Consider the following 25,375-nt stretch of genomic DNA (forward strand, 5'->3'; position numbering starts at 1 on the left):
GACGTGGTGTGGGTGCTGTACCAGAGATTCCTGACGCCGCCGCTGGGCCTGCTCGAGGTCGGCGACATCATCGCCGTGTTCGGTGCCTTCATCGCCGTGCTCATCGCCATCGAGATCTTCATCAACATCACCCTTTATCTGCGCAGCGATGTGATGCCGGTGCGGCTGGTAGTGGCCACCGCCCTCATGGCCATTGCCCGCAAGGTCATCATCCTCGATTTCAAGAAGCTCGACTGGCCCTATGTGGCCGCCACCGGCGTGGTGGTGCTCGCCCTGGGGGTGACCTACTGGCTGCTGCACCGGATGGAAACCGGTGTGGGGAAGGAGGAATGGAAGAAATAACCACCACCCTGCTGCGGCAAGCCCTGGATTCGACCCGGGACGGACTGACCATCGCAGAGGTCCGAGACAACGACCATCCCCTCATCTATGTCAACTCGGCCTTCGAGCGGCTTACCGGCTACAGCCGCCTTGAAGTCCTCGGCAGGGACTGCCGCTTCCTACAGGGGCCTGAAACCGACCGCCGAACCGTTGATCTTCTCAAGGCCGCCTTGATCGAAGGCAGGCCCGCCTGCGTCATCCTGCTCAATTACCGCAAGGACGGAAGTGCCTTTTGGAATGAGCTGTCGGTTGCCCCGATTCGCGGCGCAGCTTTGGGCGGGTTTCGCTGCCATCCTCAACCTTCAAATCTGGCTGCTGAATCGATAGGCCGCACCGACCCCTGCCCCTGGATATAGATTAGTTATACAAAATTCTTGACAGCGCCCAAGCATAATGTACAATTAAAGTCCAATTTTTCTTGGGCGTCTGTGCATGTATCGAAACACTTCCGGCGACAGCCAGGTTCTGACGGACGAAGAGACGCCGGCATCCCGATGGGACGGCCACGGCAGGCGGCGGATCTCCATTCTGGAGGACTATCTCGACCGGATCGGCCGGTTTCCCCTCCTGAGCCCGAGACAGGAGCAAGAACTGGGACGCCGCATTCAACGCTGCACCCGCCGCCTCGAGGCGCGCCGGGGCGATACCGAAGACAGGCGGCAGTCCGGCGCCCGGGGTGATCCCGGAACGCCAAAAAGCGATGCAGAAATTGTACATATATCCGAGGGATTGCAGCAGGCCATCTGCAAGCTGGTGGAACACAACCTGCGTCTGGTTGTCCGGGAAGCCTGTCGCTACCGGCGCCAGCGCGATTCCCTGCTGCTCGATCTGATTCAGGAAGGCAACCTCGGCCTGTTGCGCGCCGCCCGCAAATTTGACCCCGGGCGCGGCGGGCGTTTCTCCACGTATGCCGTCCATTGGATCCGCCTGTTCATCGACCGCGCCGCCCACCGCATCAGCACCCCCCTGACCATGTCGCTGGACGAGGCCGGAAGAAGGCGCCGTGAAGGGCGGACGATCCCCAGCCTGTCACTCGACGATCCCAGGGCTCCTGAGAATTTGGGCGAATTGCTGCGTACCGACGACACGGCGCTGTGGGCCGATCTCGACCGGGCCCGGCTGGCCGCCCTGATTGAGCAGGGGCTGGACACCCTGAACCGGCGGGAGGCGGAAATCCTGAAGCTGCGCTTCGGCCTCAAGGACGAGCAAATCAGAACCCTGCAGCACATCGCCGACCGCCTGGGGGTCAGCCGCGAACGGGTCCGCCAAATCGAGAAGGCCGCACTCGAAAAGCTGCGGCGCAAGTTCCACAACCAGTGGCAATCCCTTTTGCCCTGAACCCGCCAGAGGAGAACAAAGGAGGTCATCATGCTAGGCAACAAAAACCCGGGACAGCCGGAAAAAAACAAACCCGGACCTTACTTCGATTACAAACAGTGGTGGGCGACCATCGGGTCCGAGTGGTTCGAACGCCAGGCGGTGCGTTTGCGCCATATCAGACTCGACCGGGCGCTGAAGTACGGCGCCGCCACTGCCCTCTGTGCCTGGCTGGCCACGGGTTTTTACATCGTCAACGCCGGAGAGCGCGGCGTAGTCACCCGGTTTCTCGCCTACCGAGAAACCGCCGAGCCTGGTCCCCACTGGCACTGGCCGGCACCGATCGAGCAGGTGCACAAGATCAACGTCGAACGCCAGCGTTTTCTGGAAGTCGGCTACCGTAGCGGCAGCGGCCGGCAGGTTCCCGTTCCCAGCGAGGCCAGAATGCTGACAGGTGACGAAAACATCGTCGATCTCCACCTGGCGGTGCAGTACCGGATCGAAAACCCGGCCGATTACCTGTTCAACATCCAGGCACCCGAAGACATCCTGAAGCAACTCACCGAAAGCGTCACCCGCAGCGTGGTGGGGCAGCAAAACATGGATTATGTGCTAACCGAAGGGCGCAGCGAGATCGTCGCCCGCATCGAGAAGGAACTGCAGCGGATTCTCGACGAGCATCGGTCCGGCATCCGCATCGCCGGCGTCAACCTTCAGGATGTCCAGCCGCCCGAGGAGGTACAACAGGCCTTCGAGGATGCGATCAAGGCCCGTGAGGACCGCGAACGCCTCATCAACGAGGCCCAGGCTTATGCCAACGAGATCGTTCCCAAGGCGCGCGGTGAAGCCGCCCGGTTGATCGCCGAAGCCGAGGCGCACCTGCAAACCGTGACCGCGAGGGCCAAGGGTGAGGCCGACCGATTCCGCCGTGTTCTGGCTGAATACCGCAAACATCCGGACATTACCCGCCGCCGCCTGGCCATTGAAACCATGGAGGAAATCCTGACCCGCACCGATTCGGTGGTGGTGGATCTCGAGGGCAGCGGCAACGTGGTCTATCTGCCGCTCAATCCTGGCCAGTCCGGACCGATCCGCGGCAACGAGCCGGCAACCGCCGGGGCAAAACCGCAAGCATCCACTGCCGAACGCCCCATCCGCAACACCCTGCGCCGTGGCCGTTCAATCAGAGGAGAATGATCATGAAAACCAATCTCATCATTTCTTCCGTCTCCGCGCTCTTATTGTTCGCTTCCCTCTGGCTGGCGGTCTTCGCCGTCCCGCAGAATCACGAAGCGATCCGGTTCCGCCTGGGGCGGATCGTGGCGGCCGATTATGACCCTGGCCTCCATTTCAAGCTGCCGCTGCTGGAATCGGTCAAGCGCTTCGACCGGCGCATCGTCAGTCTGGACCTACCCCCGGAGCGCTTCCTGACTGCGGAGAAGAAGAACGTCATCGTCGATGCCCTGGCCCTGTGGCGCATCGACGACGTGGTGCGCTTCTACACCTCGGTCCAGGGTGACCGCCAGTCGGCCAATCTGCGCCTGGGGCAGATTCTCAAGGATGTCATGCGCGGTCAGTTCGGCCGCCGCCAGATCCGGGAACTGGTGGCCGAGGACCGGACCAGGCTGCGCGACCTCCTGCTGGCCGAGGCCCAGGAAGCTGCGACCGACCTGGGAATCCGGCTGGTGGATTTGCGGATCAAGCGCATTGATCTGCCCGAGGAAGTCAGCGCCTCGGTTTTCCGGCGTATGGAAGCGGAACGCTCCCGGGTCGCCAAGGAACTGCGCTCCCAAGGCGCCGAGGCGGCGGAAAGGATCCGCGCCGATGCCGACAAGCAGCGGCAGATCCTGCTCGCCGAGGCCTACCGCCAATCCCAGCGCCTCAAGGGCATCGGTGATGCCCGTGCCACCGAAATCTATGCCACGGCCTATGCCGAAGATCCCAAGTTTTTTGCTTTCCTCCGCCGTCATCAAGCCTACCGCAGGGGGCTGGTTCAGCCCGGCGACAAGCTGGTGTTGAAACCGGATGCCCCGTTCTTTCGTGATTTCGCCAAGGATGAGTGAAGATGTCCTGTCTCTGAACTTTGGCGGCAGGGACGCCGTCTTTTTTTAAGGGGAAAACATGCAAAATCTGATTCGATTCAATTTTTATCTGGCCGTGTTGGTTTCCGTGGTCGGCGGCATTGCCGTCCTGTTCAAACCTTCACTGGTATTTCCGCAACTGTTACAGAGCTATGGTCCGTTAGCCCGCAATCTTCTGCTGATCGTCTTTTACCTTGTCGTCATCCAGCTGATAATGTGGGCTTTTCGCTATCGCCACAGCGGCTATCTGGAGGCGCTTTTCATGGGCTGTCTGATGCTCATGGCGGCGGTGGGCATTCCCTTCTACTCAGAAATCAACGGCCTGCCCCGGAGTCCTGTCCTGGTGGGCGCCCTGACCTACTGCGGGATTTCCCACCTTATTTATTTCATCTATGCCTACCTGTACTGCCGCGACCCGGAGGCAGATTCCAACTGTAAGGAGGTGTGACCATGATGACCAAGAAAATCACCTGGCGCGACTGGTTGCCGGACTGGAAAAGTCTTGGCAAGATCGTTTTCTATGTGGCCCTGCTTTATGTGCTGCAGGTGTTCGTGATTCTCCCCTTTATGACCTATGTGATCGATTCCGATTTCTTAAGTCCCCGAGGAGCTTTCGAACCGGTCAGCGGCGACGCGAAGCAGGGGGCTCAACTGCAGTGCAGTAACTATTTCCGCCAGGAGATGACCACTGAAAGGGTTGAGTTTCCGCTTGGTGGAACCAAAGTTTGGGGCATGGGGGACGGACGCTTCCTGGTCAAGGCCAGAGCCATCGTCACCGACGATGCCGAACTGGCCCACAAGATTAATTATGCCTGCTATGTGAAGTTCGAAGGCGGGGATGCCTTCGAGGCCGGGAACTGGACCCTCAGGGGCCTGGACTGGCGCGATGCCAATACAACTGAATGATAAGGTGCCAAGATGCATAGTTTCCTGAAAAACATACTCCTGTGGGTGGTGATCGCCGCGGTGTTGATGTCGGTGTTCAACAACTTCGGTGCCCGCAAGCCTGCGGGTGCGCAGTTGTCGTACACCCAGTTCATCGAAGCGGTCCACAATGGCCAGGTCAAAGAGGTGGTCATCGAAGGGAAAGCCGTCAAGGGCATCACCAGCGCAGGACAGAAATTCATCACCTACAACCCCAACGACCCGCATCTGATCGACGATCTTTTGGAAAACAAGGTCGAGATCAAAGCCGAACCGCCGGAAGGCCAGTCGCTGCTGATGCAGATCTTCATTTCCTGGTTCCCGATGCTGCTGCTGATCGGGGTGTGGATCTTTTTCATGCGCCAGATGCAGGGTGGCGGCAGTGCCGGCCGCGGGGCGATGAACTTCGGCAAGAGCAAGGCGCGGCTGATGGAGGAAGACAAGATCAAGGTCACCTTCAGGGACGTGGCCGGCTGTGACGAAGCCATCGAAGAAGTCCAGGAAGTGGTCGACTTCCTCAAGGACCCGAGCAAGTTCCAGAAGCTCGGCGGCCGCATCCCCAAGGGCATCCTGATGGTCGGCCCGCCCGGGACCGGCAAGACCCTGATCGCCCGCGCGATTGCCGGCGAGGCCAAGGTGCCGTTCTTCACCATCTCCGGCTCCGACTTTGTGGAAATGTTCGTCGGGGTCGGGGCTTCCAGGGTGCGCGACATGTTCGAGCAGGCCAAGAAGCACGCCCCCTGCATCGTCTTCATCGACGAGATCGACGCCGTCGGCCGTCACCGCGGTGCCGGACTGGGCGGCGGCCACGACGAGCGCGAACAGACCCTCAACCAGCTGCTGGTGGAGATGGACGGTTTCGAAGGCAACGAAGGCATCATCATCATCGCCGCCACCAACCGTCCCGACGTTCTCGACCCGGCGCTTTTGCGTCCCGGCCGCTTCGACCGCCAGGTCACCGTCGGCCTGCCCGACATCCGCGGCCGCGAGCAGATCCTCAAGGTGCACCTGCGCAAGGTGCCCACCGCCGACGACGTCGACCCCAAGGTCATCGCCCGCGGCACCCCCGGCTTCTCCGGGGCGGATCTTGCCAACCTGGTCAACGAGGCCTCGCTGTTTGCCGCCCGCGCCAACAAGAAGCTGGTGGACATGAGCGACCTGGAAAAGGCCAAGGACAAGATCCTCATGGGGGTCGAACGCCGATCCATGGTGATGAGCGACGAAGAAAAGCGCATGACCGCCTACCATGAAGCCGGTCACGCCATCGTCGGCCTCAACGTCCCCGAGCACGACCCGGTCTACAAGGTCAGCATCATGCCTCGGGGGCGGGCTTTGGGGATCACCATGTTCCTGCCCGAGCGGGACCAGTACTCGGCCTCCAGGCGCAAGCTCGAGAGCCAGATCTCCAGCCTGTTCGGCGGCCGCATCGCCGAAGCCCTGATCTTCGGCAGTGAGGCCATCACCACCGGCGCCTCCAACGACATCGAGCGGGCCACCGACATCGCCCGCAACATGGTCACCAAATGGGGGCTGTCGGAAAAGCTCGGGCCTCTGGCCTATGCCGAGGACGAAGGCGAAGTGTTCCTGGGCCGCTCGGTGACCCAGCACAAGAGCATGTCCGAGGCCACCGCCCGGGAGATCGACGAGGAGATCCGCGCCATCATCGACCGTAACTACGAGCGTGCCGAGCGCATCCTCAAGGAGAATATGGACAAGCTCCACCTGATGGCCGAGGCCCTGGTCAAGTACGAAACCATCGACCGCGACCAGATCGATGCCATCATGCGGGGCGAAACCCCGCCGCCCCCCAAGGACTGGGAGGACAATCCGCCGGCTGCTAAGGGCAAGGCACGCGAGCGTGACGGCGGTAAACTGGCGTCCGGAGCACCAAACCCGACCCCCAGTCCGGCGGCACGTTCGTACCGATGATTCGGTCAGGAAACTTAAGGTCCAACATGGACGAACAAAAACAGGAAACCGCGCTGTATCCGATCCGTGAGGTGTCCGAGCGTACCGGCGTCAACCCAGTCACCCTGCGGGCCTGGGAGCGGCGCTACGGGCTGGTCAAACCCCAGCGCACCGCCAAAGGTCACCGGCTGTATTCGGAACAGGACATCGAGTTGATCCAAAAGGTCGTGGCCCTGCTGGAAACCGGAATCCCCATCAGCCGGGTGCGCCAGGTGCTCGAGCGGCCGGCGTCGGCCCCTGCCGCCCCACAGGCAGAGGAGGATTGGGAACGCCACAGGGAAATCCTCACCGAGGCGGCGTTGTCCCTGAATCCCGGGCGGCTGGATGCGGTCTATCGAGAGGTGAGCAGCCTGTACCCGGCCTCCGTGCTGGTGCGCCAGGTACTGCGGCCGGCCCTGGAACGACTGGCGCGCCTGGAAGGCCGCGATCCCCTCGCCCGCCATGCGGCCTCACTGCTGCGTTGTCAACTCTGGGTCCAAGCCGGCCACCATATCTGGCAGCAATCGCTGCGCAACCAGGGACCGCGTCTGCTCTATAGCGCCCTGCCCGGCGACGGCGAGGATCCCGAAGCGCTCTTCCTGGCATTATTGCTCGTCGAGAACCATCACCGCCTGGTCTGGCTTCCTGACCCCACGCCACTGCGATATCTGGGAGAAAGCGCCGCCGCGGCCAAGGCGGATGCCATACTACTGTTCGCTGCCGCCACCCCCGGCCAGCCCCTCCTCAACCGGGAACTGCCGGCCCTGGTGGCGGCCACCGAAGTCCCGGTGGGGGTAGCCGGCCCGGCGGCGGTGCGGCACCAGGCGGCGTTCCGGCAGACCGGCGCCCAGCCACTGCCGCTGGAGGAAGAACGCCTGCTCCAGGCGCTGAAGGCGCTGGCATGAGCGACACGTGCGAAAATCAACGCCCGGTCGTCATCGCCAGTGCCTGCCTGCTCGGGCAGGCGGTACGCTATGACGGCGGCCACAAGCGCGACCGTTATCTGGACATTCTGGCCGAACACCTGGTAATCCGCGCCATCTGCCCTGAGGTGGGGGCGGGCCTGGGTACGCCACGGCCAGCCATGCACCTGGTCGAGGATGATGGGGAAATCCGACTGCGGGAACGCCGCGACCCGGAGCGTGATCATACCGAGGCGTTGGAACGCTTCGCCCGCAGCCAGATTCCGCTGCTGGCCCAGGCCGACGGCTTCATCGCCAAGAGCAAATCCCCCAGCTGCGGCATGGCGAGAATTCCGGTGAAAGACCCTCAGGGGAACTTCCGCCACCACGGCAGCGGCCTGTTCACCCACAGGGTACGCCGCCATCTTCCCTGCCTGCCGGTGGAGGAGGAAGGCCGCCTGCGCGACCCGGTGCTGCGGGAAAATTTCCTCCAGCGGGTCTTCGTCCACCGGCGCTGGCGCCAGCTTTGCGCCGAAGGACTCACTCCCGCCGGGCTCATCGACTTTCACACCCGCCACAAGTACATGGTGATGGCCCACAGCGTGGCCGCCTACCGCCGTCTTGGCCGCCTGCTGGCCCAGGCCGGGAACCTGCCCCTAAACACCCTGGGGGATGACTATTTCACCGAAATGATGGCCGCCCTCTCCCGACCGGCGCGGCGAGGCAATCACGTCAACGTCCTTCAGCACCTGGCAGGTTACTTAAGCCGCCACCTGAGCGCCGCCGACCGCCGGGAATTGGCCGAGGCCATCGAAAGTTACCGCCGCGGCGAGGTCCCCCTGGTGGTGCCCCTTACCTTGTTGCGCCACCACCAGCAGCGCATCCAGGAACCCTATCTGGCACGCCAGTACTACCTGGCGCCCTATCCCGCCGCCCTGGGGCTGCGCAACGCCATCTAGGATCAGTCTTTCCGGCGCCTTTCCATGCGCTCACGCCAGCGTTCCATGCGCCTGCGCCGCATCTCCTGGAATTTGTCCCACTGCTCGGCCGTCAGCACTTCTTTGAGACGGCGACGGGTTTCCTCGTGGATGGCGCGGATCTTCTCTCGCTGTTCCCGCAGAATCTCGCGCACCTTGGGCCGCTGCTCCGGGGTCAGCTGCAGGCGATCCTCCAGGCTCTCGAGGCGTTTCTCCACAGGCGGCAGGCCGGCGGGAGGACGGGCCAGGGCGGCGGTGCAGGCCAGCAGCGAGACGGTCAGCAGGATCTTGGTTTTCATCGGGTTTTCTCCTTGTCACAGAACGCAACATTCAGCCGCCTCCATTCTACCAAACTGACGCCGGAAACGCCAGATGCCTGCGGCGAAGATCACTGCCCCCCATAGAGCCGGTTCCAGCATCAGCAACCGGGCAAGACAGAGCTCGAGCTCAGACTCAAAACTGGACTCCGCGCCCTTCGATCAGGGGGAAGCGACCAGACACTCCTGACGAACGACCCTGCCAGAATTACCCTTCATTTGAAGGGTAATGGATTGAAAAGTGGCGTTGAATTTACTATGCTTTTGCGCCCCCATAACACACGAGCCGACAACATGAAATACAAATCATCCTTGACCTGTCTGTTTACTCTGGCGGCCTTTTCCGGCGTTGCTACGGCGGCCGACAAAGGCATTGATTCCTGCATCGATGCCATCAGCAAGCAACAGGCCGGAGAAATAGTAAAAGTCGAAAAGGTCACCGGTAACGGGAAAACCCTGTACGAATTCGAGGTGCGCGATGCCAACGGCTTCGAATGGGAGTTCATGTGCGGGGTGGACAGCGGCAAAATCGTGGAGCAGGAAAGCGAAGTCCGATCCCCTGAAAGCCTGACTTTCCGTCAGGGCCGCAAATATACCGAGGAAGATGCTGCTGCGGTCGCTTTGAAAAGCTATCCCGGCGTCATCCAGGAAGTGGAATATGAAATTGAAGAAGACAGCAGCCCCACCTATGAATTCGACATCGTGGGCAAGGACGGCAAGCAAACCAAGGTGGAAGTGGACGCCAAAAGCGGCAAGATCATCGAAGTCTGGAACGAGGAGTGGGAAATCGGTCAGGAGCCGGAAGAGCGGCGCTGATTTCCGGCCGTCCCTTAGGAATGAAAAGCGCCCCGGCTTCCCGGGGCGTTTCTTTCTTAGCCTTCAACAGCGGTTTTCAAGCCTTCCAGTCCCTTCTGGATCCATGCATTCATCGCTTTCACCGCCGCCTCGTCATTGAGATGTTGCGGTGGAAAATTTCCGGTATCGCCGCGGTAATAACGTCCCCGCCAGCGTACCGTAACCGTGCCGTCGCCGTTGTCTTCCACCTGGATGCGGGTGGAATAGGAGCTGACCGGCAGGGCCTTGACGTTGGGTTCTCCCTGACGCAGATAGACGGTGTGGTTGGCCTCGTTTACTTCCAGAATCGCTTCGCTGAAGCGCTCGCCGCTTTGCAAATAAAACACCCGCTCCTGTTTGTCGGCATCGTAGTCGCAGCGATCGATCGAGGAATGCCACTGGCAGATGGCCGTGGGTTCCTTGATCGCCTGCCAAACCTTTTTCAGCGGCGCTTTGATGGTGATGGCGGCATCGGATTTCTGCGGCGTGGGCCCGTGGGCCTGGGCCTGTCCGGCCAGCAGGCATGTCCACGCCAAAATCCAGAATAAAGTCGCGATCGACGGTTTCATCGTCATTTCTCCTTGTTGTCAGTGGAATAAAAACCTGGTTTTGCCAGAGGGGTCCTGCGTTCCTGCCAACAGACCAAGCCGTATAGTCCGGTCAGCAACAGCAACGCCAACGCCGCAAGCCAGGGGCGCCAGTCCCACGGCTGGGTGGTCAGCCGCTGCACTCCCAGCCGATCGATCGCTGCCAGCAACTCCGCCACAGTCCGCAGACGGTGAAAGCCCAGACCGGCTTCTTCCCCCAGTTGGCGCAGATAGTCGGCGTGCAGGAACGACAGATGCTCCTGCCCCAGTACCCACTCGCCGCCGAAAGGGGCATTGCGGGGATGAAACCCCGGCTGGTCCGTGGGCGCCTTGAGCGGTTCCCCGAAGGTGGAACGGTGGGGCACGTCCTCTGGGCGATAGAAACCCTGGGGCTTGCCGGATTCGTCATATTTGGGCATGGGCGTTGGCGTGTCGCCGCCGACCCCGACCAAAAACCCCTTGACTTGACCTTTCACGTCATCGAAACGGGTCCGGTAGCGGGGATTGACCGGCGGCGCCTCATGACCGTCGGTGATGAACAGCAGCCCTGTGCCCTTCAGTTCGGGATACTGCAGCAACCCCATGGCATCGTGGAGCCCTTTGGCGATCCGGCTGTCGGCGGCCCAGGCCATGCGCCAGTCGATGCGATCAATGACCCGGCTCAACTCGTAATAGTGACGGCAGACTTCCACAGGCAGCATCAGCAAGGTGCTGCGGCGCTCGGTGAACAATCCCAACCCCAGCGTCGAACCGCAGGGCAATTGCCGGAGCAACCGGCGCAGCCGGTCCTTGGCAAAGCTCAGCCGGTCCACCTTGCGCCCCCCTAATATCACATCGCGGGTATTCATACTGCGGGTGATGTCCAGCACCGCCACCAACGGATAACCGGGCCGCTCCCGCCAGCCGTGAGGACGGATCAGGATCGCAACCATCACCCCGGCCACCGTCACAAGCAGCCACATGCGCCAATCTTGCAAGTGCCGCCTCATTGGGACCCCAACGGCTTGAAAGTACACCGCAGAGACACAGAATGCTCAGAAAATAATTTTTCCTCTGTGTTCTCCGCCTGCGGGCGGTGGAAATCGAACGTGCTCACGGCAATCCCCTTGGAAATCCCGGCACCCGGGTCCACAGCGCCTCCTCGGCAGGTTCCTTGCCTTCCTTGGTTTTCGCTTCAATGCGTTCGATCTCCGGCAACAGACGGATCGCCGCCTCCAGGTTGTAACGCGCCGCCCACAGATCCGGTTTGCGGCGCAGCGCCCGCCGATAAGCCCCTCTGGCCAGCGCCACCAGCGGGATGGCCTCGTCGAAGGCGGTTTTTTCCACCTGTTCACGGGCACGACGCAAATACAGGTTTCCCAGGTTGTAATGGATCCAGGGCATCAAACCGGCCGAAGCGGATTCGAGCAGATCGCTGTAGATCGTCAATGCTTCCTCATACCGCCCCCGTTGAACCAGATGATTGGCCCAAGCCAGGCGTAGCAGGGGAGAGGCATCGGCGTCGGGGGCATGCCCCTGACCTTCGGCCAGCTGCCGGATACGACCGGCCTCGGTTGTTTGTTGGCGCCATTGCCAGCCGCTCACCACGGCCAGACCGATACCCGCCAAAAGCAAAAACACACTGATCCGGTAACACCAAGTCGCCATCACACCTCCAGCATCTTGACGCCAAGCAATCCCAGAATGCCCAGAAACGCCAGCCAGTACAGCGTTCCGTCCAGTTCCCGTCGGGGTCGGATTTCCACATAGTGGAAGGGGCGTTTTTCCAGGCGATCGATGGTGGCGATGGCCCGTTCCAGCATCCTGGGGGTGTCTGCCTCGAAGGCCTGATAAGGCACGCCCAGCGTCTGAAAGTACTGATGCAGATAATATTCCGGCCGGGCATGGGGATTGTCCTCGGCCGGGTCGGTGGGTTTTTCATGAATACTCGGGTTGTCGGCGCCGCGCAGGAATATCCAGTACAGCCCCACCTGATGGCGTTTGAAGGCGATGCGCAAATCGTGCTGGACCTTGGGCTCGATCACCGCCGCCCCGTCCGACACCAGCACCACGGCGCGGGAACCGCTGAGGGGCTGGTCGGCGAAAAAATCCAGCGCCAGGGCCAAGCCTTTGGCCACGTTGGTGTAAGCCAGACCCGGCAAGGCGACGGTGGCGACCGCCGCCTGGTTGGGGGCGCGGCGACCGGTCAGGGGGCATTGGTACAAAGCGCCGGTGCTGAACCCGGCCACCCCGATCCAGTCGTGGGGCCGGTGCGCCAGAAAACGGGACAACAACCGCGCCGCCGCCTGGCCTTTGGATTCCTCTTCACCGCTGGGCGCACGGCCAGCGAAAGTATTGTCCATACTGTTGCTACGGTCGAGCAACAGCACCAGATGGGCGCCCCGGCCAATGCGCTCCACCGCCCGTTCCGGGAGAGCGGGATCCGCCATGGCCAGTATCAGCGCGCCCAGCGTCAGGCTCCCTGCCAGAGGCACCAGCCGGGTCAGCCATTTTGAAATCCGATCGCCCGGGAGCAGCGCATTCCAGACGCAGGCCCGAGGCCGCAGCGGGGATGCCAGCCAGGGCATCAGGATCGCCGGTAACAGCAGCAACCCCAAGGGGTTGCCCAGGTCAACGGACCAGGCCGCCACGGCGAAGCTCCTCCAGCGCCAACCGCCGCGCCAGCCTGCGCAGGCGTTCCAACGGCCACGGTGTCTCCGCCCCGGCGGCGAAAAACAACCCGGCAGAACTGGCGGCGAAGGCTTTTAATTCATCCGCCAAGCTCCCCCACCCCGGATAGCGCGCCAGCATGTCGTCCAATCTCCCCCACCAGCTTCCTCCCCGGTAGGTGTCCAAGGCCCGGTGCAGGCAGAGATAGGCCTGCAATCGACCGGCTTCGTCGTCTTCGAAACCGGCCATCCGGATCCAGGCGCGGCAAAACGGCCAGTTCACCTCACGCCGTCCCCAGAGCCAGTACCATGACAAGCCGCCCAGTCCCAGCCCGACCAGCCCCAGGGCGATCCAGAACCGCTGCCGCAATGGCACGGCCTCCGGCGGCGGCAGGCGTTCCGGTTGCAGGAACGCTTCTCCCTTGAGGATCTGGATCGGCCGCAGGGGAGCCAGGGTCAAATGCCAGGACGCCAGCGTCAGGGGCTTCTCTCCGTCATTCTGCCGCAGGGTCAGGTTCCAGGTCGGAACGGTCACGGTTTCGGTTGTGAACGGGACATAGTCCACCTGGTAGTCGATACACAGCCGATTCCCCTGCTGGTGAACCCGGATCACCGTCAGCCACCGGCTCAAAGAATGCGGCAGCTCCGGTGTCAGGACCTTCCCAGGTTCCGCCACCCTCCAGCAGCGCGTCAGCACATCACCGATGAACCAGCCGTAATCGCGGTATGGAAGCGGCTGTATGGCCTCCCCGGCCATCAAACTGGAGACCGCCAGCAGCATCGTCAATCCCAGACCACGCATCATCCGGCAAGGGCATGAAAATGGCGTTCGATCCGGCGGGGATCGATAGCGTCTTCCAGCCATAGCGGCTGGCATCCCGATATCCGGAACAGGCGTTGCAAGGTCCGCCGCCGTTGCCGATAGCGCTCCTGGAGCCGGGGCCGCCAACGCGGATGCAACCAGACCAGAATCTCGCCCCCGGTTTCGGCGTCCACCACCCGGCGGATGCCCCAGCGGGGCCAGTCTTCCGTCTCGGCACGGCTCCACAACACCACCGGCACCACCAGATGAGTCCCCAATCGGCCCAGAACCTGCGGCAGCATCCCGTCAGGCCAGTGAAAATCGGAGACAAGAATCACCAGGCAGCGCCTGGCTGGCAGCCACTGGGCCAGTTGCAAGGCACCCTGGGCGCCCTCCCCTTGCCAGGGGTGGTCATTCAGGCGCTCGCACCAGCTCCGCACCCAGCCGGTGGCGGTCATCGGGGGCATGACCCAGCCCCGCCGGACCTGGCGGTCGAAGCCGACAAACCCGAAACGGTCACCCAAACGGCGGGCGCCCATCGCCAGACCTTCAGTCAGGGTCGCCAGCTGGAGCCTCTTGGATCCGGCCGCGATCATGGAAGCGCTGAGATCGGCGGCGATCACCACGGTGGCTGCACTGCGACGCTCAAAGATCCGCACATGAAGCCGGCGGAAGGGATCGGTGAAACTGCGCCGCAGTTCCAATCTCCGAAGATCAGGATGATGGAGAAAATCGGTAACGCCGTAGAACTGCGTCCCGAGGCCGGCCTCCCGGCTCTGGTGGGTACCGGCAAGATGCCCTTCGACCCGTCCGGGGATTCGATAGAAAATTTCATTCAGTGGTCGCAACCGGGTCATGGCAGATCGGGCGTCACTACCTGATCCAGGATGGCCGTCAGCAGTTGGGGAATCCACCAGTCCCGCTGGGCTTCATAAACCGGTTGCAGGAAAATTCTATGTCTCATGACCGTGGGAAATACGGTCCGGACGTCTTCCGGCGACACCGCGCCGCGCCCCGCCAGCCAGGCGCGCACCCGGGCCGCCCGGACCAGCGACGCGATACCGCGGGGACTGGCGCCGGCCAGGATCAAGTGCTCCATCTCCACTTCCGGCAGGGTGATGCCGAACCGGCCGGGATCTTCGCTGGCCCGCCAGAGATCGAGGACATATTTGCGCAGCGCCGGTGTCACCGCCACCTGTTCCTGGACGGCCGCCGCCACCTGTCCCAGTTGGCGGTAGTCGAACACCCCTTCCGGCACGGCGGCGACCAGGGTGTCGCTGTCGTAGAAACGCGGTTCGAATGCCAGACGCTCGCGGCTTTCCTCGTCGCCTGGGGCCTCCATGTTGATTTCCATGAAAAAGCGGTCGCGGGCCGCCGCCGGCAGCTCGAAGGTTTCCTCCCGCTCGACCCGGTTGCGGTCGGCGAACACCAGCAAATGGGGAAAACGGTATTCCCGCTCGAACGCCCGCACCTGGCGCTCCGCCATGACCCGAAGCAGCAGGGCATGCACCTGGGGCCGGGCGCGATTGATTTCATTGAAGAAGAACACCGACAAGGACTCGCCGTGCTCCAGCAGCGGACCGGGATCGACCCGGGGCGTTCCCGATGCATCGAGATACGTGTGGTAGACAAGATCGGTGGGCAGCAGGTCCACGGTCCCTTCGATGCGCTGATAAGGCCCGCCCAACAGGCGCGCCAAGGCGCGGAGCGTGGTCGTCTTGCCGATGCCGACGCTGCCTTCCAGCAGCACGTGGCCACAGGCGAAGACGGCGACGGTCAATTGATGGATCACCGTCTGCTGACCGAGAATGACCCGGCCCAGGGCGCCTTCCAGTTCGAGCGCCTGTTGGCGCCAGTTTTCAAGATTTTGGGATATTGGTTTCACAATCGAACGATCCAAAAAAACGGGAACATCCCTGTTCCCATCAAGGCTTTCCTAGGGGTTTTCACCCAATCGACCCGCATCGCACCTTTAGAAACCCTTGAACAAATGATGTCAGAATGCAGGTCGAATATTTTTGTCAACCGCCAATTTCATCCACGTCGTAGACAAACTTGCCGGTTTTCTTGAAGTGCTGCCAGCGCTGGCGGTTGCGCTTATCCATCGCCTCAATGGCCTGGCGTTGCTTGTCCAGCTCCTTGGGATCGTGCTTGGGGTCGTAGCGGGTGCCTTTGATCTTTTCCGGATAGCCGGGCTTCGGTTCCCAGCACACCCCCGGCTCCTTGCAGTTGGTGCCGGTATAGGCCTGCGCGGTTGCCGCCAGTCCCAGCCCCATCAAAATACCGATCAATGTCAGCGCGTGTCGTTTCATGGTGTCTCCTCCTTTGTTCAGGATTGCGGTTTGATATGGATAATGCCTTTCTGCTCGCCACTGGAACCGCCGTCGCCGGCGGCGTCACAGGTTTTCCATTCGATCTTTCTGGGGTTGCCCTTGTAGATGCTGCGCAGGAAAGCCATGATCTTGAGCATCTCGTCCATGCTCAGGTTGACGTATTGCGGCCCCATCATCCCCTGGGCGCCGCCGAAAATGATTTCGAACAAACCCTTGTCGGTCAGGCCCGCCGGATAGGTCCAGTAGTCGTCCGCCAGTCCCGGCCCCAGTTTGCCTTCCGCTTCGTGACCGTGACAGCCGGAACAGGCCGAAAGAAACAGGCTGTGCCCTTCTTCGACGGCCTTCTTGTCGCAGTTATAGGGATTGTCGCCGGTTTCCAGAAACTGCTTGACCGTCCCGGAGGGATTCTTGTAGTCCTTGGCTACCGAAAGATCCAGCGGCATGCCTTCCAGGGCGTGGCGGAAAGTGACTTCCGCCGTGGCTGTCCCTGCCGCCACCGTGACCAGCATCGAAGCCAGGATCATCGTTTTCAATCGCATCTTGGTTTTTCTCCTTAAAATTTTCATCGTTCATCGTGAAGCGGTTTTCTCATCGAGCGGCAACAGGGGAATACCCTCGGCCTCCAAAATGGCGCGGATGGCGCCGCGCCGCTTGTCCAACGCCCGTTGCAGGGCCTGGCGTAATGCCTCGTCGTCTTTGCGCACCCCCAGGGCCACGCTGTAACGGTGCGGGACCGGCTCGCCGCGGCGGTCGGTCTGATGATCGGGTATCAACCGCATCTGCAGGCGGCCGTCGGCGTCCCGCACGTAGCGGGCCGCCTCCGGCGCCCACAGCACCGCAACCTCGGCCTTGCCGGACAATACATCCCCGATCAGGCGTTTCGGTTCCCAGCGCACGTACTTGTTGCGGCGGGATTTGAAGTCCACCAGTTCGTTCATGTAGAAGAACATATCCGCATAACGCCCGATCTTGCGCAGCATGATCTCCGCCGGACTGTGAGGCACAAAGGCGATCCGCTCGGCCTGCTGCAGCAACGGATCGTCCCAGTCACGCACCGTCACCCCCTTGCGGGTCACGAAAACGTAGCCGGAGCGGTAATAGGGCCGTGTGGTCTTGACCAACGGATTGCCCGCATCGACCCCGATCATCACGTCGCACTTGCCGGCGTCGAGGTAATTGCGCACCACGAAGCGGGCATCCCGCCACCAGACGAATTCCACCGGCCGTCTCAGGGCTTGTCCCAATTCCCGGGCAATGGCGTTTTCGAAACCCTCGCCGGCACGGTTGGAATAGGGCAATTCGTTCTCCCCGGCACATACCCTGAGCGCTGGCCCCGGCAGCGCCGCCGCTTCCCTGGCCTGCTGCCCCTGGCAACCGAGCAGGCACAAACACAACATCCCCCAGCAGCCGATTCGCTTCACGTGTATTTCACCTTTTTCGTTTGGGATTGGAAGCGGGCGGCCGCACGACCGCCCGCAGACATTGGTTTGGCAAAATGCACCGATCAGGTTTCGTCCGGAAGGGCGAACACCATCACGCCACCGCCCATCTTGGTGTATTTGGCCAGTTCCTTGAAGGCGCCCACAGCACCCAGCCCGGCCGAAGGGTCCTTAAGATCGAACACCAGACCAACCCCGGGCCAGCCACCGACGCCATAGTAGATGGCAAGGTACTGCTTGCCGTTGTGCTCATAGGTGATGGGATGGCCAATGACACCGGAAGGCAGCTTGAACTTCCATTTCAACTTGCCGTCGCGGCTGTCGAGGGCCTTGATCCAGCCGTCCAATGTGCCATAGAAGACCAGGTTGCCCTGAGTGGCCAGGGTGCCGCCCCAGACCGAGAACTTCTCCGGTACCGACCACTTGAATCGGCCGTTTTTGACATCGTAGGCACGCACGAAGCCCATCACCCCTTTGGGTCCGGGATACATGTTGAGGGTGGCGCCGACGAAGAACTGTCCTGCCCGGTAGGGCAGCATGAACGGCTCCCAGTCCATGCAGATGTGGTTGAGACCAAAGAAGAACAAGTGTTTTTCGGGATCGTAGGCATCCACCCCCTGGTTGTGGTAACCCATGGCCGAAGGGCAGATGTTCTTGGCCTGATGGTCCATGCGGGTTCCGTATTCGGGATCGCGCACCGGCTGGCCGGTCTTCAGATCCACGTACTTGACCCAGTTGACTGTGTCGTCCAGCTTGTCGGCCCGCACCAGTTCCCCGGTTTCCCGGTTAAGGGTATAGACGATGCCGTTACGATCCGGGTGGGTCACCAGCTTCACCTTCTTGCCGTCGATGACCTGCTCGGACAACGCCATGTAGTTGACCCCGGCGTAGTCCCATTCGTCGTGGGGGGTCTTCTGGTAGCCGTAGATGGCCATGCCGTCATCCGGGTCGCGGGCCCACATGGTCATGGTCCACTTGTTGTCGCCCGGGCGCATGGTCTCGTTCCAGGGCGCCGGGTTGCCGGAACCGTAGTAAATCAAATCGAGATCCGGATCGTAGGCGTACCAGCCCCAGTTGGTACCGCCGCCGATCTTCCAGGCGTCCCCTTCCCAGGTCTTGAGACCGAGACCAAAGCGGCCGTATTGTGGCGTTTTCTCGTTGAACTTGTCTGACAGGCGAATATCCTTGTCGGGACCGGTGGCGAACGCCCGCCATTCCATCTTGCCATCGTTGATGTTGAAAGCGGTCACGTAACCACGCACCCCCAGTTCGGCGCCGGAGCAGCCCACCAATACCTTGTCCTTGACCACGAAGGGGGCCTGGGTAATGGTGGCGCCGACGCGAATGTCGCACGCCTCCATCTTCCAGATGGGTTCACCGGTCTTGGCGTTCAGGGCCACCAGGTGGCCGTCCAATTGACCGAGGAAAATCTTGGCCGGCTTGCCCTTCTCCGCCGGGGCGTAGGCCACGCCTCGGTTGACCACGTCACAACAGGCCACCGCGCGGGCGGCCGGATTCTGCTTGGGTTTGTATTCCCAGACGATCTTGCTGGGGTCGTCCAGATCCAGGGCGTAGACCGTGTTGGGGAACGGGGTGTTGATGTACATGAGGCCATCGACAACCAATGGCCCCCCTTCGTGGCCGTGGAGGACACCGGTGGAAAAGCTCCAGGCCACCTGAAGGTTCTTGACGTTGGCGGTATTGATCTGAGCCAGTCTGGAGTAGTGGGTCGCGCTGTAATCCTTGGTGGGCATCACCCAGTTGGTGTCCTTCCTGGACAGTTCGATCAACTTCTGGTTGGCCTGGGCCACGGTGGCGCTGCCTGCCAGCATCGCCGTCAGCACCAGGGACAGGGTTTTGTATCGCATGGAACAGCTCCTCTTCCTCTTGCAGGTTGTTCGTGTTGAAGTACGGCTACCATTGTGATGTCGAAGCCCACCGACGCGTTACGGAGTTTTTCCCGGATCCAGGGGCGTCAAATTCCTGAAACCGGGATGGAATACGTCCGGCCGGCCTTGGAAATTCCCCCGCTTCAAGGCAAGGAAGGATTCCTATGGCATCCCGGGTGCGGATGCCTGAGAATGGCGGCATGTTTATGCAGTTGAGCCTGAAGACCCGGGTCAACCTCATCATCGCCGTCATCCTGACCCTCGTGGTCGCCATCGGCAGCGTGCTGGTCGTCCATCACGTGCGCAAATCAGTGGCAGAGGAAACCCGTTCCGCCCTACACCTGGCTTGGGAAATGGTGGAAGCCAGTCATCTGCAGGGGCCCTTGCCCGACGAGCAGGCCGCCGCCTGGCGGTCGATGCTGGAACGCTTGGGACAATTACGTCACGTCCGCCTGTTTATACTCCAGGACGAGAGGCCCCTACCCCTGCTCCCTTCCCCGGCGCTCCCTGATGTGCCGGCCTGGTTCGCCCGCCTGGTGCAGCCACCGCCCGCTATTCTGGAACAAACCATCCCTACCCGACAGGGCCGGGGGCTGCAGGTGCGGCTGGTAGCTGATCCGGCCGACGAAATCGCTGAAGCCTGGCAGGAAACCCGCCTGTTTATGGGGTTGATCCTGCTTCTGGCGGGGGGATGTTTCGCGGCCTTGTATTGGGTGCTGGGACGGGCCTTTCAGCCGGTGGATGCCGTTCTGGGCGGGCTGGTGGCCCTGGAGCAGGAACGGTATGACCACCGCCTGCCCCAATTCCCGCAACCAGAGTGGCGCCGCATCTCTCAGGCATTCAACCACTGTGCCGGTGAATTGCAGCAGGCTCGCGCAGACAACTGCCGCCTGACCCGGCAGTTACTCAAAGTGGAGGAAGAGGAACGCCGGACTCTGGCACGGGAGCTTCACGATGAACTGGGCCAGGTGCTCAGCGGCATCAAGATGCTGGCTTTGTCGATCAAGCAGCAGCGCCCAGTGGGACCTATACACCAGGCAGCCTGCCTGATCGTCGAGCAGGTGGATCACCTGTTCGAAACCATCCGCACCATGATCCACCGCCTGAGGCCGTTGATGCTTGATGATCTGGGTTTGCGCGCCGCCCTCGATGCCCTCGCCGAGCGCTGGCGGCAACAGCGCCCCCAAGTACGGATCCAGCTCCAATGTGACCCAGGTGCAGACGACTTCCCCGCTGGACATCAAATCCACGTTTACCGCATCGTTCAGGAAGCCCTGACCAACGCCTTCCGCCATGGCCATCCCCGGCACATTCACGTCCGACTGACGGTAGCTGATACACCCCGGTCCCGCTGGCTGCACATCACCATCCGCGACGACGGCAGCGGTGCTGCCGTCCCGCTGCTGCGCGGACGCGGTTACGGGTTGAAGGGAATGCGGGAGCGGGTCGAGAGTCTGGGCGGCCGGTTTGAGGTCACCACAGCCCTAGGCCGCGGTTTCACCCTATCCATTCAAATGCCTTTCGAGGAGGAGGAAAACAATGACCATTCGCGTCATGCTTGCCGATGACCATCCGGTAGTCCGCGCCGGCCACCGGTTTCTGCTGGAACAGAGCGACGACATCTGTATCGTTGCCGAGGCCGAGGACAGCGACCGCACCTATCACAGCTACTTCGACCATCGCCCCGACGTGCTGGTGCTGGACCTGTCCATGCCTGGCGCCGGGGGTCTGACGGTGCTGCGCCGCATCGTCAACCACGATCCGGAGGCCAATATTCTGGTCTATACCATGCATGAAGAAACCCTGTACGCCAGACGCGCCCTGGAAGCAGGAGCCAAGGGCTACATCAGCAAGAGCACCGAGCCGGAAATCCTACCCGAAGCGATCCGCACCATCGCCCGCAGGGAACACTACATTGCCGCCACCATCGCTCAGCAACTGGCCTGGCAGTACGCCAACGGTGAGGAGCAGGAAGGCACTCTGACCTGCCTGACCAACCGCGAATTCGAAATTTTCTGTCTTGCTGCCAAAGGACTGTCGGTGAGGGAAATCTCCGACCACCTGTACATCAGCCACAAGACCGCCGCCAATCACATGACCCAGATCAAGCGCAAGCTCGAAGTCAGCACTATGGGAGAACTGGTGCGCCTGGCCTATATGCAAGATCTGGCCAGCAAGTAATCCCATGCCAGTCGGCCCGCATTCAGCGGGCCGCTATCGGAAATTCATGTCAACCTCATCAGCCTATCCCCCTGCTGGAGACAGTACCTTCCGCCGGGACCCAACAGTTATGCCACCCCAACCCAAGTGCGTGCCGCGTACCCACCGGTCACGGAGGCTGCATGAATTTTGTGCAAAACAGTCTCCAGACATTCGGGGGTTTTGCAATCCTCCAGGCGCTCGAAGCGCTTTTCCACAGGCGGCGGGAGGACGTGCCAGGGCGGCGGTGCAGGCCAGCAGCGAGACGGTCAACAGGATCTTGGTTTTCATCGGCTTTCCTCCTCGCTTTCCAGAACGCAGAACAGGGCTTTGGGGGGATTGTCATCCCCGGGTCTTGCGAAGGCCGAGGGACGAATCTCGACGATCCGAAAGGGGCCGGAGAAGATGCGCTGGATGTCTTCCGGGGCGTAGCGTCCCGGCGGGCCTTCCGGGCGGGTCTCCTCGACGCTGAAGCATTTGAGCAGCAGCAGACCGCCGGGGCGGAGCAGTCGCGAAACCACCGCCAGATAGCGGCCGTGCGCCTCGGGGGCGAACACGTGGAACACGCCGCGGTCGAGGATCAAATCGAAGGGTCCTTCGAGGCGGGTGGCGAGGATATCGTCCACGAGAAACGTCACCTCCACCCCTTCCCGCTCCGCCAGCCGCCGGGCCTGCTCCACCGCGGTCGGGGAGACATCGGTGGCCACCACCTGAAAGCCCCGCCTGGCCAGGGCCACCGCCTGGGTGCCGGGGCCGGTTCCCAGGTCGAGAACCCGTCCGCCCTCTATCCCGAACCGCTCCAGGGCTTCGGCCACGTCCGGATCGAGATCCGGATGGTACCAGGGCAGGCGCTCGGGCGGACTTTCCTGGTAGCGGGCCTCCCAGCCGAGAGAGTCCGGTGCCGTGAAGCCAAGGCCCCAGCGGCCGGCAAAGGCGATCTCCTCCAGGGGTTTGCGCTGGCGGGGTACCAGCTCCCGCTGCCGCATCTCCTCGTCGAGCACCGCGGGGTCTCCGGGATAGCCCAGGGCCAGCACGCTCATGGGTTCGAAGTCCCCGGGGATGGCGAAGGCCTGCCGGACCCGATCGGCATCGAAGCCGCCCATCTGGTGGGCCGCCAGCCCCAGGGCGGTGGCCTGCAGCACCAGGCTCATCATCGCCTGGCCGGTGTCGTATTGGGCCCAGCGGTTGGGCTGGCCATTGTGGCCGAAGCGGGTCGCGGCGCAGGCCAAGATCAGCACCGGCGCCCTTCGGGCCCAGGTCTGGTTGCCCGGAGACAGACAGTCGAACAAGCGCTGCCAGGCTTCCTCCTCCTGGTGGCTGTCGGCCAGCAGGAAGCGCCAGGGCTGGTCGTTGTAGCACGACGGCGCCCAGCGGGCTGCCTCCAGGCACGAGGCCAGCTTCTCCACCTCCACCGGCAGCGCCTCGAACACCCGGGGGCTCCAGCGGGCGGCGATCAGTTCGTGGACGGGGGCCTGTACGTTCAGTCGTTCCCGGCTCATTTGCACCTCCTGTTTCCGCCTCCATTCAACCAAACTGGCACCGGAAACGCCAGATGCCGGCGGCAGTGGCAATGCTGCCGATACAGATTCTCAAGCGAAATGTAGAGGGGTCATTCTCCGCGCACACAACCCAACCATGGTTGTCGCCGTCGAAGTCCCAATCATCGTCTGGCTCGTCATCCGTGGCCAACCAGTAGTCGGGCTGGACCGTTGCCTGTCCACCTTGCGGCGGCATACTCGGTGCGGCTCTGGCTCTGGTTGCGCAGCTCCGTGTCCAGGGTGTACTTATGGTAGCGGAGAAATTGGCCACCACCTTTTCGCAGTGCATCGCCACGTCCAGCGCTGTTTGTAGATCGGCAGATGCTCGTAACGCGCCATGACTTAACAGGAGTAAAATGTTTTGATATTCCGTCCAGCGGATGGGCAGGGGAAGGGCTCCCACACACACCGATTTAAGCCATAACTGGTCGATTTTTTTCGCGCATTACCCAGTCCCAGCGCTCTGTAGGCGCCACCAAATCGATCACTGGCACCGGAAGTGTTTGCAAGGTTCTCTTTCAAGGCCGTTCCATCATGATTTCCGGCATTGTTCGTAGTGTTGTACCTCCCATCTCCAAGGCATCAGGATGGCGGTATCGATGGCATGTTTGAGCAGGCGCCAGATTCGCCACCAGGTACCGTGCTACTTTTGATCCAGATGTTGGGTTGGTGGTTACCGTTCACGGGCTTGCCACTGGAAGTGGTTGAGGTTCCGGCAGGGGCAGGCGGAAGGTGACCTCGCCCTCTGCCATGCCCTGGGCGCAGATGGTCCGCAGGGTCTGATAGACGCCGATCTTGAGGCGCTTGCAGGTTTCGACCAGCGACAGGATCATGGGTCGGAAGCAGTCACCGCGATGCGACTGGCTGAAGAAACTGGTCTTGCGCCAGATGACATAGGGGCGTAGGGCACGCTCTGCCGTGTTGTTGGTCATCGGTACCCCGGGATGGTCCAGGAAGGTCCAGAACCTGGGAAAATCGTCCAACAACTTGCGGCAGCTGCGACCGGTTTTGTTGTCGCCATGTCTTTGGGCGGCCTGTTCCAGTTCGCGCCGGAAGAGGGCTTTGAGGCGTTCCAATCGCCTTCGGTAGCGGTCGGATGGGTAATGGCTCTGTTGCCAGAGCTTGCCGTAGTGAACCGTCAGGCGGGCGGCCCGGAGCAGGCGTTCGCCATCTTCGCCGGCCTGTCCCTTGCGCCCGGCGATCCGTTCCAGGTTGCGGATGAGATGCGCCCAGCAGTATTGGTGTGAGTCCTGGGGATGGTCGTTGTAGGCCCCGTGGCGGTCGGTCACCAGGATTCCCTGGAAATCCCCCAACAGCTCACCGGCCGCACCCTTGCCGCGGGAATAATGGGTCAGGAAATACGCCATCTGATCGGTCGTCAGCGCCCACAGCCAATAGATGCTGCGGCCCCGGTAGTGGCGGGTCTCGTCGGCATGGGCGATCAGCGCTTTTCTGACCGCTTCGCCAATCTGGTTGTAGACCGGACCCAGCCACGCCTGCAGCGGGATCTGGCTCTGGCTGATCGCCCCCAGGCTGAATCTCAGACCCCATTGTTCTTCCAGCAGCGCTTCGACTTCCCGCAGCGACAGGTGATAGCGCCCCGTCATCAAGCCAATCCACGCCACCAGCCCAGGTCCCATCTGGCCGCGGGGCACCTCATCCGGTAGCCGCCCCTGGTGCTTCTGACCACAACACCCACAGCGGCCTTCATACACCCGGTGTTCGACCACCCGGTAACGAATCTCGGGCAGGTCGAACACCTGATGGGGACGGAATCCCCGCACCGCCACCGACCCACCGCACTCGCAGCGGCCATGGGGAAAGTAATGCCGGACCTCGTCCACTGCTTCTGCCGGAACCAGAGCCCGCTCGTGCCCGGGATGTCCCACCTGCGCCCCTTTCTTGCGTCCCGTCGGTCGCTTGCCCTTGCGCTCGGCGCGCTTCTTCGGGCTGTCCTGGGAAGGTGGTTGGGAGGAATTGTCGGACCCCAAGGCCAACTGTTCCTCCAGTTCTTCCACCCGCGCCTGGATCTGCTGAAATTCTCCCAGCGCCCGCCAAAGCGCTTCGATCACCCGGTGGCATTCCTCCACCGTCTCGGGCAAGGGAGGTGGGCGGCTCAGGTCCAGATCAAGTCTTTCCATGGCCCGCATTCTCCTGAATCTTCAGGCACTTGGCAAGACCGGCCGGGTGACCGCGGGCGATTGCTCACCCGCGGTTCCCACAGATCCGGACGTGCCCGATTAAGGCATCCGGCTCCTCG

General features: G+C 62.1%; 27 protein-coding genes. 13 read left to right on the forward strand and 14 right to left on the reverse strand.

Going from position 1 to position 25,375, the window contains the following annotated elements; all coding sequences use genetic code 11:
- Positions 1 to 3 precede the first annotated feature (3 nt).
- The 10 genes from MCIT9_RS10695 (at position 4) to MCIT9_RS10740 (ending at position 8,511) form a co-directional block, all read left to right on the forward strand.
- Complete coding sequence (locus tag MCIT9_RS10695) at positions 4 to 342, forward strand: phosphate-starvation-inducible PsiE family protein (RefSeq protein WP_317704874.1); 339 nt, start codon at positions 4 to 6, stop codon at positions 340 to 342.
- Positions 330 to 737, forward strand: a complete 408-nt coding sequence (locus tag MCIT9_RS10700) for a PAS domain-containing protein (RefSeq protein ID WP_317704875.1) — start codon at positions 330 to 332, stop codon at positions 735 to 737. The genes MCIT9_RS10695 and MCIT9_RS10700 overlap by 13 nt, the downstream gene beginning before the upstream one ends.
- 76 nt (positions 738 to 813) lie before the next feature.
- Positions 814 to 1,719, forward strand: coding sequence for a sigma-70 family RNA polymerase sigma factor (locus MCIT9_RS10705; RefSeq protein WP_317704876.1), 906 nt, complete (start codon positions 814 to 816; stop codon positions 1,717 to 1,719).
- 30 nt (positions 1,720 to 1,749) lie between these two features.
- Complete coding sequence (gene hflK / locus MCIT9_RS10710) at positions 1,750 to 2,895, forward strand: FtsH protease activity modulator HflK (RefSeq protein ID WP_317704877.1); 1,146 nt, start codon at positions 1,750 to 1,752, stop codon at positions 2,893 to 2,895.
- Positions 2,896 to 2,897: 2 nt separating this feature from the next.
- Positions 2,898 to 3,761 (forward strand): protease modulator HflC, encoded by an 864-nt coding sequence (gene hflC, locus MCIT9_RS10715; protein WP_317704878.1) that lies wholly within the window; start codon positions 2,898 to 2,900, stop codon positions 3,759 to 3,761.
- Between the two features lie 58 nt (positions 3,762 to 3,819).
- Positions 3,820 to 4,227, forward strand: a complete 408-nt coding sequence (locus tag MCIT9_RS10720; RefSeq protein WP_317704879.1) for a hypothetical protein — start codon at positions 3,820 to 3,822, stop codon at positions 4,225 to 4,227.
- Positions 4,228 to 4,229: 2 nt separating this feature from the next.
- Positions 4,230 to 4,685: a hypothetical protein gene (locus tag MCIT9_RS10725; RefSeq protein WP_317704880.1), complete on the forward strand. Its 456-nt coding sequence runs from the start codon at positions 4,230 to 4,232 to the stop codon at positions 4,683 to 4,685.
- Positions 4,686 to 4,697: 12 nt separating this feature from the next.
- Positions 4,698 to 6,632 carry an ATP-dependent zinc metalloprotease FtsH gene (gene ftsH / locus MCIT9_RS10730; RefSeq protein WP_317704881.1) on the forward strand — a complete coding sequence of 645 codons (1,935 nt, stop codon included), beginning with the start codon at positions 4,698 to 4,700 and terminating at the stop codon, positions 6,630 to 6,632.
- Between the two features lie 26 nt (positions 6,633 to 6,658).
- Positions 6,659 to 7,555, forward strand: a complete 897-nt coding sequence (locus tag MCIT9_RS10735) for a MerR family transcriptional regulator (protein ID WP_317704882.1) — start codon at positions 6,659 to 6,661, stop codon at positions 7,553 to 7,555.
- Positions 7,552 to 8,511, forward strand: a complete 960-nt coding sequence (locus MCIT9_RS10740; protein WP_317704883.1) for a YbgA family protein — start codon at positions 7,552 to 7,554, stop codon at positions 8,509 to 8,511. The genes MCIT9_RS10735 and MCIT9_RS10740 overlap by 4 nt, the downstream gene beginning before the upstream one ends.
- Positions 8,512 to 8,513: 2 nt before the next feature.
- On the opposite strand, the gene MCIT9_RS10745 is transcribed toward MCIT9_RS10740, so the two are convergent.
- The gene (locus MCIT9_RS10745) at positions 8,514 to 8,828 is read right to left on the reverse strand and encodes a Spy/CpxP family protein refolding chaperone (protein WP_317704884.1); all 315 of its coding nucleotides are present in this window, start codon (positions 8,826 to 8,828) and stop codon (positions 8,514 to 8,516) included.
- A gap of 252 nt (positions 8,829 to 9,080) precedes the next feature.
- Here MCIT9_RS10745 and MCIT9_RS10750 point away from each other — a divergent pair, with 252 nt between their 5' ends.
- A complete protein-coding gene (locus MCIT9_RS10750; RefSeq protein WP_317704885.1) occupies positions 9,081 to 9,662 on the forward strand; it encodes a PepSY domain-containing protein in 582 nt (193 codons plus the stop codon).
- Positions 9,663 to 9,718: 56 nt separating this feature from the next.
- Here MCIT9_RS10750 and MCIT9_RS10755 read toward each other — a convergent pair whose 3' ends face one another.
- The 11 genes from MCIT9_RS10755 to MCIT9_RS10805 all read right to left on the reverse strand — a co-directional run bounded on the left by MCIT9_RS10755 (position 9,719) and on the right by MCIT9_RS10805 (position 19,357).
- Positions 9,719 to 10,249, reverse strand: coding sequence for an SRPBCC family protein (locus MCIT9_RS10755; protein ID WP_317704886.1), 531 nt, complete (start codon positions 10,247 to 10,249; stop codon positions 9,719 to 9,721).
- 2 nt (positions 10,250 to 10,251) lie between these two features.
- Positions 10,252 to 11,229 (reverse strand): vWA domain-containing protein, encoded by a 978-nt coding sequence (locus tag MCIT9_RS10760; protein ID WP_317704887.1) that lies wholly within the window; start codon positions 11,227 to 11,229, stop codon positions 10,252 to 10,254.
- A gap of 130 nt (positions 11,230 to 11,359) precedes the next feature.
- Positions 11,360 to 11,914: an MxaK protein gene (locus MCIT9_RS10765; protein ID WP_317704888.1), complete on the reverse strand. Its 555-nt coding sequence runs from the start codon at positions 11,912 to 11,914 to the stop codon at positions 11,360 to 11,362.
- Positions 11,914 to 12,897, reverse strand: a complete 984-nt coding sequence (locus tag MCIT9_RS10770) for a vWA domain-containing protein (RefSeq protein WP_317704889.1) — start codon at positions 12,895 to 12,897, stop codon at positions 11,914 to 11,916. Before MCIT9_RS10770 ends, MCIT9_RS10765 begins: the two co-directional genes overlap by 1 nt.
- A complete protein-coding gene (locus tag MCIT9_RS10775; protein ID WP_317704890.1) occupies positions 12,878 to 13,702 on the reverse strand; it encodes a hypothetical protein in 825 nt (274 codons plus the stop codon). The genes MCIT9_RS10770 and MCIT9_RS10775 overlap by 20 nt, the downstream gene beginning before the upstream one ends.
- A 14-nt stretch (positions 13,703 to 13,716) precedes the next feature.
- A complete protein-coding gene (locus tag MCIT9_RS10780; RefSeq protein ID WP_317704891.1) occupies positions 13,717 to 14,574 on the reverse strand; it encodes a DUF58 domain-containing protein in 858 nt (285 codons plus the stop codon).
- Positions 14,571 to 15,602 (reverse strand): AAA family ATPase, encoded by a 1,032-nt coding sequence (locus tag MCIT9_RS10785; protein ID WP_317704892.1) that lies wholly within the window; start codon positions 15,600 to 15,602, stop codon positions 14,571 to 14,573. Before MCIT9_RS10785 ends, MCIT9_RS10780 begins: the two co-directional genes overlap by 4 nt.
- A gap of 136 nt (positions 15,603 to 15,738) precedes the next feature.
- Complete coding sequence (locus MCIT9_RS10790; RefSeq protein WP_317704893.1) at positions 15,739 to 16,029, reverse strand: methanol dehydrogenase [cytochrome c] subunit; 291 nt, start codon at positions 16,027 to 16,029, stop codon at positions 15,739 to 15,741.
- Between the two features lie 17 nt (positions 16,030 to 16,046).
- The gene (moxG, locus tag MCIT9_RS10795; protein ID WP_317704894.1) at positions 16,047 to 16,589 is read right to left on the reverse strand and encodes a cytochrome c(L), periplasmic; all 543 of its coding nucleotides are present in this window, start codon (positions 16,587 to 16,589) and stop codon (positions 16,047 to 16,049) included.
- A 30-nt stretch (positions 16,590 to 16,619) separates the two neighbouring features.
- Entirely contained in the window at positions 16,620 to 17,471 is an 852-nt protein-coding gene (gene moxJ / locus MCIT9_RS10800) for a methanol oxidation system protein MoxJ (protein ID WP_317704895.1), read from the reverse strand.
- A gap of 83 nt (positions 17,472 to 17,554) precedes the next feature.
- A complete protein-coding gene (locus MCIT9_RS10805; RefSeq protein WP_317704896.1) occupies positions 17,555 to 19,357 on the reverse strand; it encodes a methanol/ethanol family PQQ-dependent dehydrogenase in 1,803 nt (600 codons plus the stop codon).
- A 227-nt stretch (positions 19,358 to 19,584) separates the two neighbouring features.
- On the opposite strand from MCIT9_RS10805, the gene MCIT9_RS10810 reads away from it, so the two are divergent.
- Complete coding sequence (locus tag MCIT9_RS10810) at positions 19,585 to 20,946, forward strand: ATP-binding protein (protein ID WP_317704897.1); 1,362 nt, start codon at positions 19,585 to 19,587, stop codon at positions 20,944 to 20,946.
- A complete protein-coding gene (locus MCIT9_RS10815; protein ID WP_317704898.1) occupies positions 20,918 to 21,559 on the forward strand; it encodes a response regulator transcription factor in 642 nt (213 codons plus the stop codon). Before MCIT9_RS10810 ends, MCIT9_RS10815 begins: the two co-directional genes overlap by 29 nt.
- Before the next feature lie 305 nt (positions 21,560 to 21,864).
- Here the strand turns inward: MCIT9_RS10815 and MCIT9_RS10820 are convergent, their stop codons facing one another.
- Both MCIT9_RS10820 and tnpC read right to left on the reverse strand, forming a co-directional pair.
- Positions 21,865 to 23,076: a nitroreductase family protein gene (locus MCIT9_RS10820; RefSeq protein ID WP_317704899.1), complete on the reverse strand. Its 1,212-nt coding sequence runs from the start codon at positions 23,074 to 23,076 to the stop codon at positions 21,865 to 21,867.
- A gap of 719 nt (positions 23,077 to 23,795) precedes the next feature.
- Positions 23,796 to 25,256, reverse strand: coding sequence for an IS66 family transposase (gene tnpC, locus MCIT9_RS10825; RefSeq protein WP_317704479.1), 1,461 nt, complete (start codon positions 25,254 to 25,256; stop codon positions 23,796 to 23,798).
- Positions 25,257 to 25,375 lie beyond the last annotated feature (119 nt).

It is taken from the genome of Methylomarinovum caldicuralii, assembly GCF_033126985.1.
Taxonomy (GTDB): domain Bacteria; phylum Pseudomonadota; class Gammaproteobacteria; order Methylococcales; family Methylothermaceae; genus Methylohalobius; species Methylohalobius caldicuralii.

What these genes read in the sequence shown, in the direction of transcription:
- moxG (WP_317704894.1), bottom strand. Translation starts at nt 16,589, where the DNA reads ATGCGATTGAAAACGATGATCCTGGCTTCGATGCTGGTCACGGTGGCG.
- MCIT9_RS10720 (WP_317704879.1), top strand. Translation starts at nt 3,820, where the DNA reads ATGCAAAATCTGATTCGATTCAATTTTTATCTGGCCGTGTTGGTTTCC.
- MCIT9_RS10725 (WP_317704880.1), top strand. Translation starts at nt 4,230, where the DNA reads ATGATGACCAAGAAAATCACCTGGCGCGACTGGTTGCCGGACTGGAAA.
- MCIT9_RS10740 (WP_317704883.1), top strand. Translation starts at nt 7,552, where the DNA reads ATGAGCGACACGTGCGAAAATCAACGCCCGGTCGTCATCGCCAGTGCC.
- MCIT9_RS10760 (WP_317704887.1), bottom strand. Translation starts at nt 11,229, where the DNA reads ATGTGGCTGCTTGTGACGGTGGCCGGGGTGATGGTTGCGATCCTGATC.
- MCIT9_RS10705 (WP_317704876.1), top strand. Translation starts at nt 814, where the DNA reads ATGTATCGAAACACTTCCGGCGACAGCCAGGTTCTGACGGACGAAGAG.
- MCIT9_RS10700 (WP_317704875.1), top strand. Translation starts at nt 330, where the DNA reads ATGGAAGAAATAACCACCACCCTGCTGCGGCAAGCCCTGGATTCGACC.
- MCIT9_RS10765 (WP_317704888.1), bottom strand. Translation starts at nt 11,914, where the DNA reads ATGGCGACTTGGTGTTACCGGATCAGTGTGTTTTTGCTTTTGGCGGGT.
- tnpC (WP_317704479.1), bottom strand. Translation starts at nt 25,256, where the DNA reads ATGGAAAGACTTGATCTGGACCTGAGCCGCCCACCTCCCTTGCCCGAG.
- MCIT9_RS10735 (WP_317704882.1), top strand. Translation starts at nt 6,659, where the DNA reads ATGGACGAACAAAAACAGGAAACCGCGCTGTATCCGATCCGTGAGGTG.
- MCIT9_RS10745 (WP_317704884.1), bottom strand. Translation starts at nt 8,828, where the DNA reads ATGAAAACCAAGATCCTGCTGACCGTCTCGCTGCTGGCCTGCACCGCC.
- ftsH (WP_317704881.1), top strand. Translation starts at nt 4,698, where the DNA reads ATGCATAGTTTCCTGAAAAACATACTCCTGTGGGTGGTGATCGCCGCG.
- MCIT9_RS10790 (WP_317704893.1), bottom strand. Translation starts at nt 16,029, where the DNA reads ATGAAACGACACGCGCTGACATTGATCGGTATTTTGATGGGGCTGGGA.
- MCIT9_RS10755 (WP_317704886.1), bottom strand. Translation starts at nt 10,249, where the DNA reads ATGAAACCGTCGATCGCGACTTTATTCTGGATTTTGGCGTGGACATGC.
- MCIT9_RS10815 (WP_317704898.1), top strand. Translation starts at nt 20,918, where the DNA reads ATGACCATTCGCGTCATGCTTGCCGATGACCATCCGGTAGTCCGCGCC.
- MCIT9_RS10820 (WP_317704899.1), bottom strand. Translation starts at nt 23,076, where the DNA reads ATGAGCCGGGAACGACTGAACGTACAGGCCCCCGTCCACGAACTGATC.
- hflC (WP_317704878.1), top strand. Translation starts at nt 2,898, where the DNA reads ATGAAAACCAATCTCATCATTTCTTCCGTCTCCGCGCTCTTATTGTTC.
- MCIT9_RS10810 (WP_317704897.1), top strand. Translation starts at nt 19,585, where the DNA reads ATGCAGTTGAGCCTGAAGACCCGGGTCAACCTCATCATCGCCGTCATC.
- MCIT9_RS10805 (WP_317704896.1), bottom strand. Translation starts at nt 19,357, where the DNA reads ATGCGATACAAAACCCTGTCCCTGGTGCTGACGGCGATGCTGGCAGGC.
- hflK (WP_317704877.1), top strand. Translation starts at nt 1,750, where the DNA reads ATGCTAGGCAACAAAAACCCGGGACAGCCGGAAAAAAACAAACCCGGA.
- MCIT9_RS10780 (WP_317704891.1), bottom strand. Translation starts at nt 14,574, where the DNA reads ATGACCCGGTTGCGACCACTGAATGAAATTTTCTATCGAATCCCCGGA.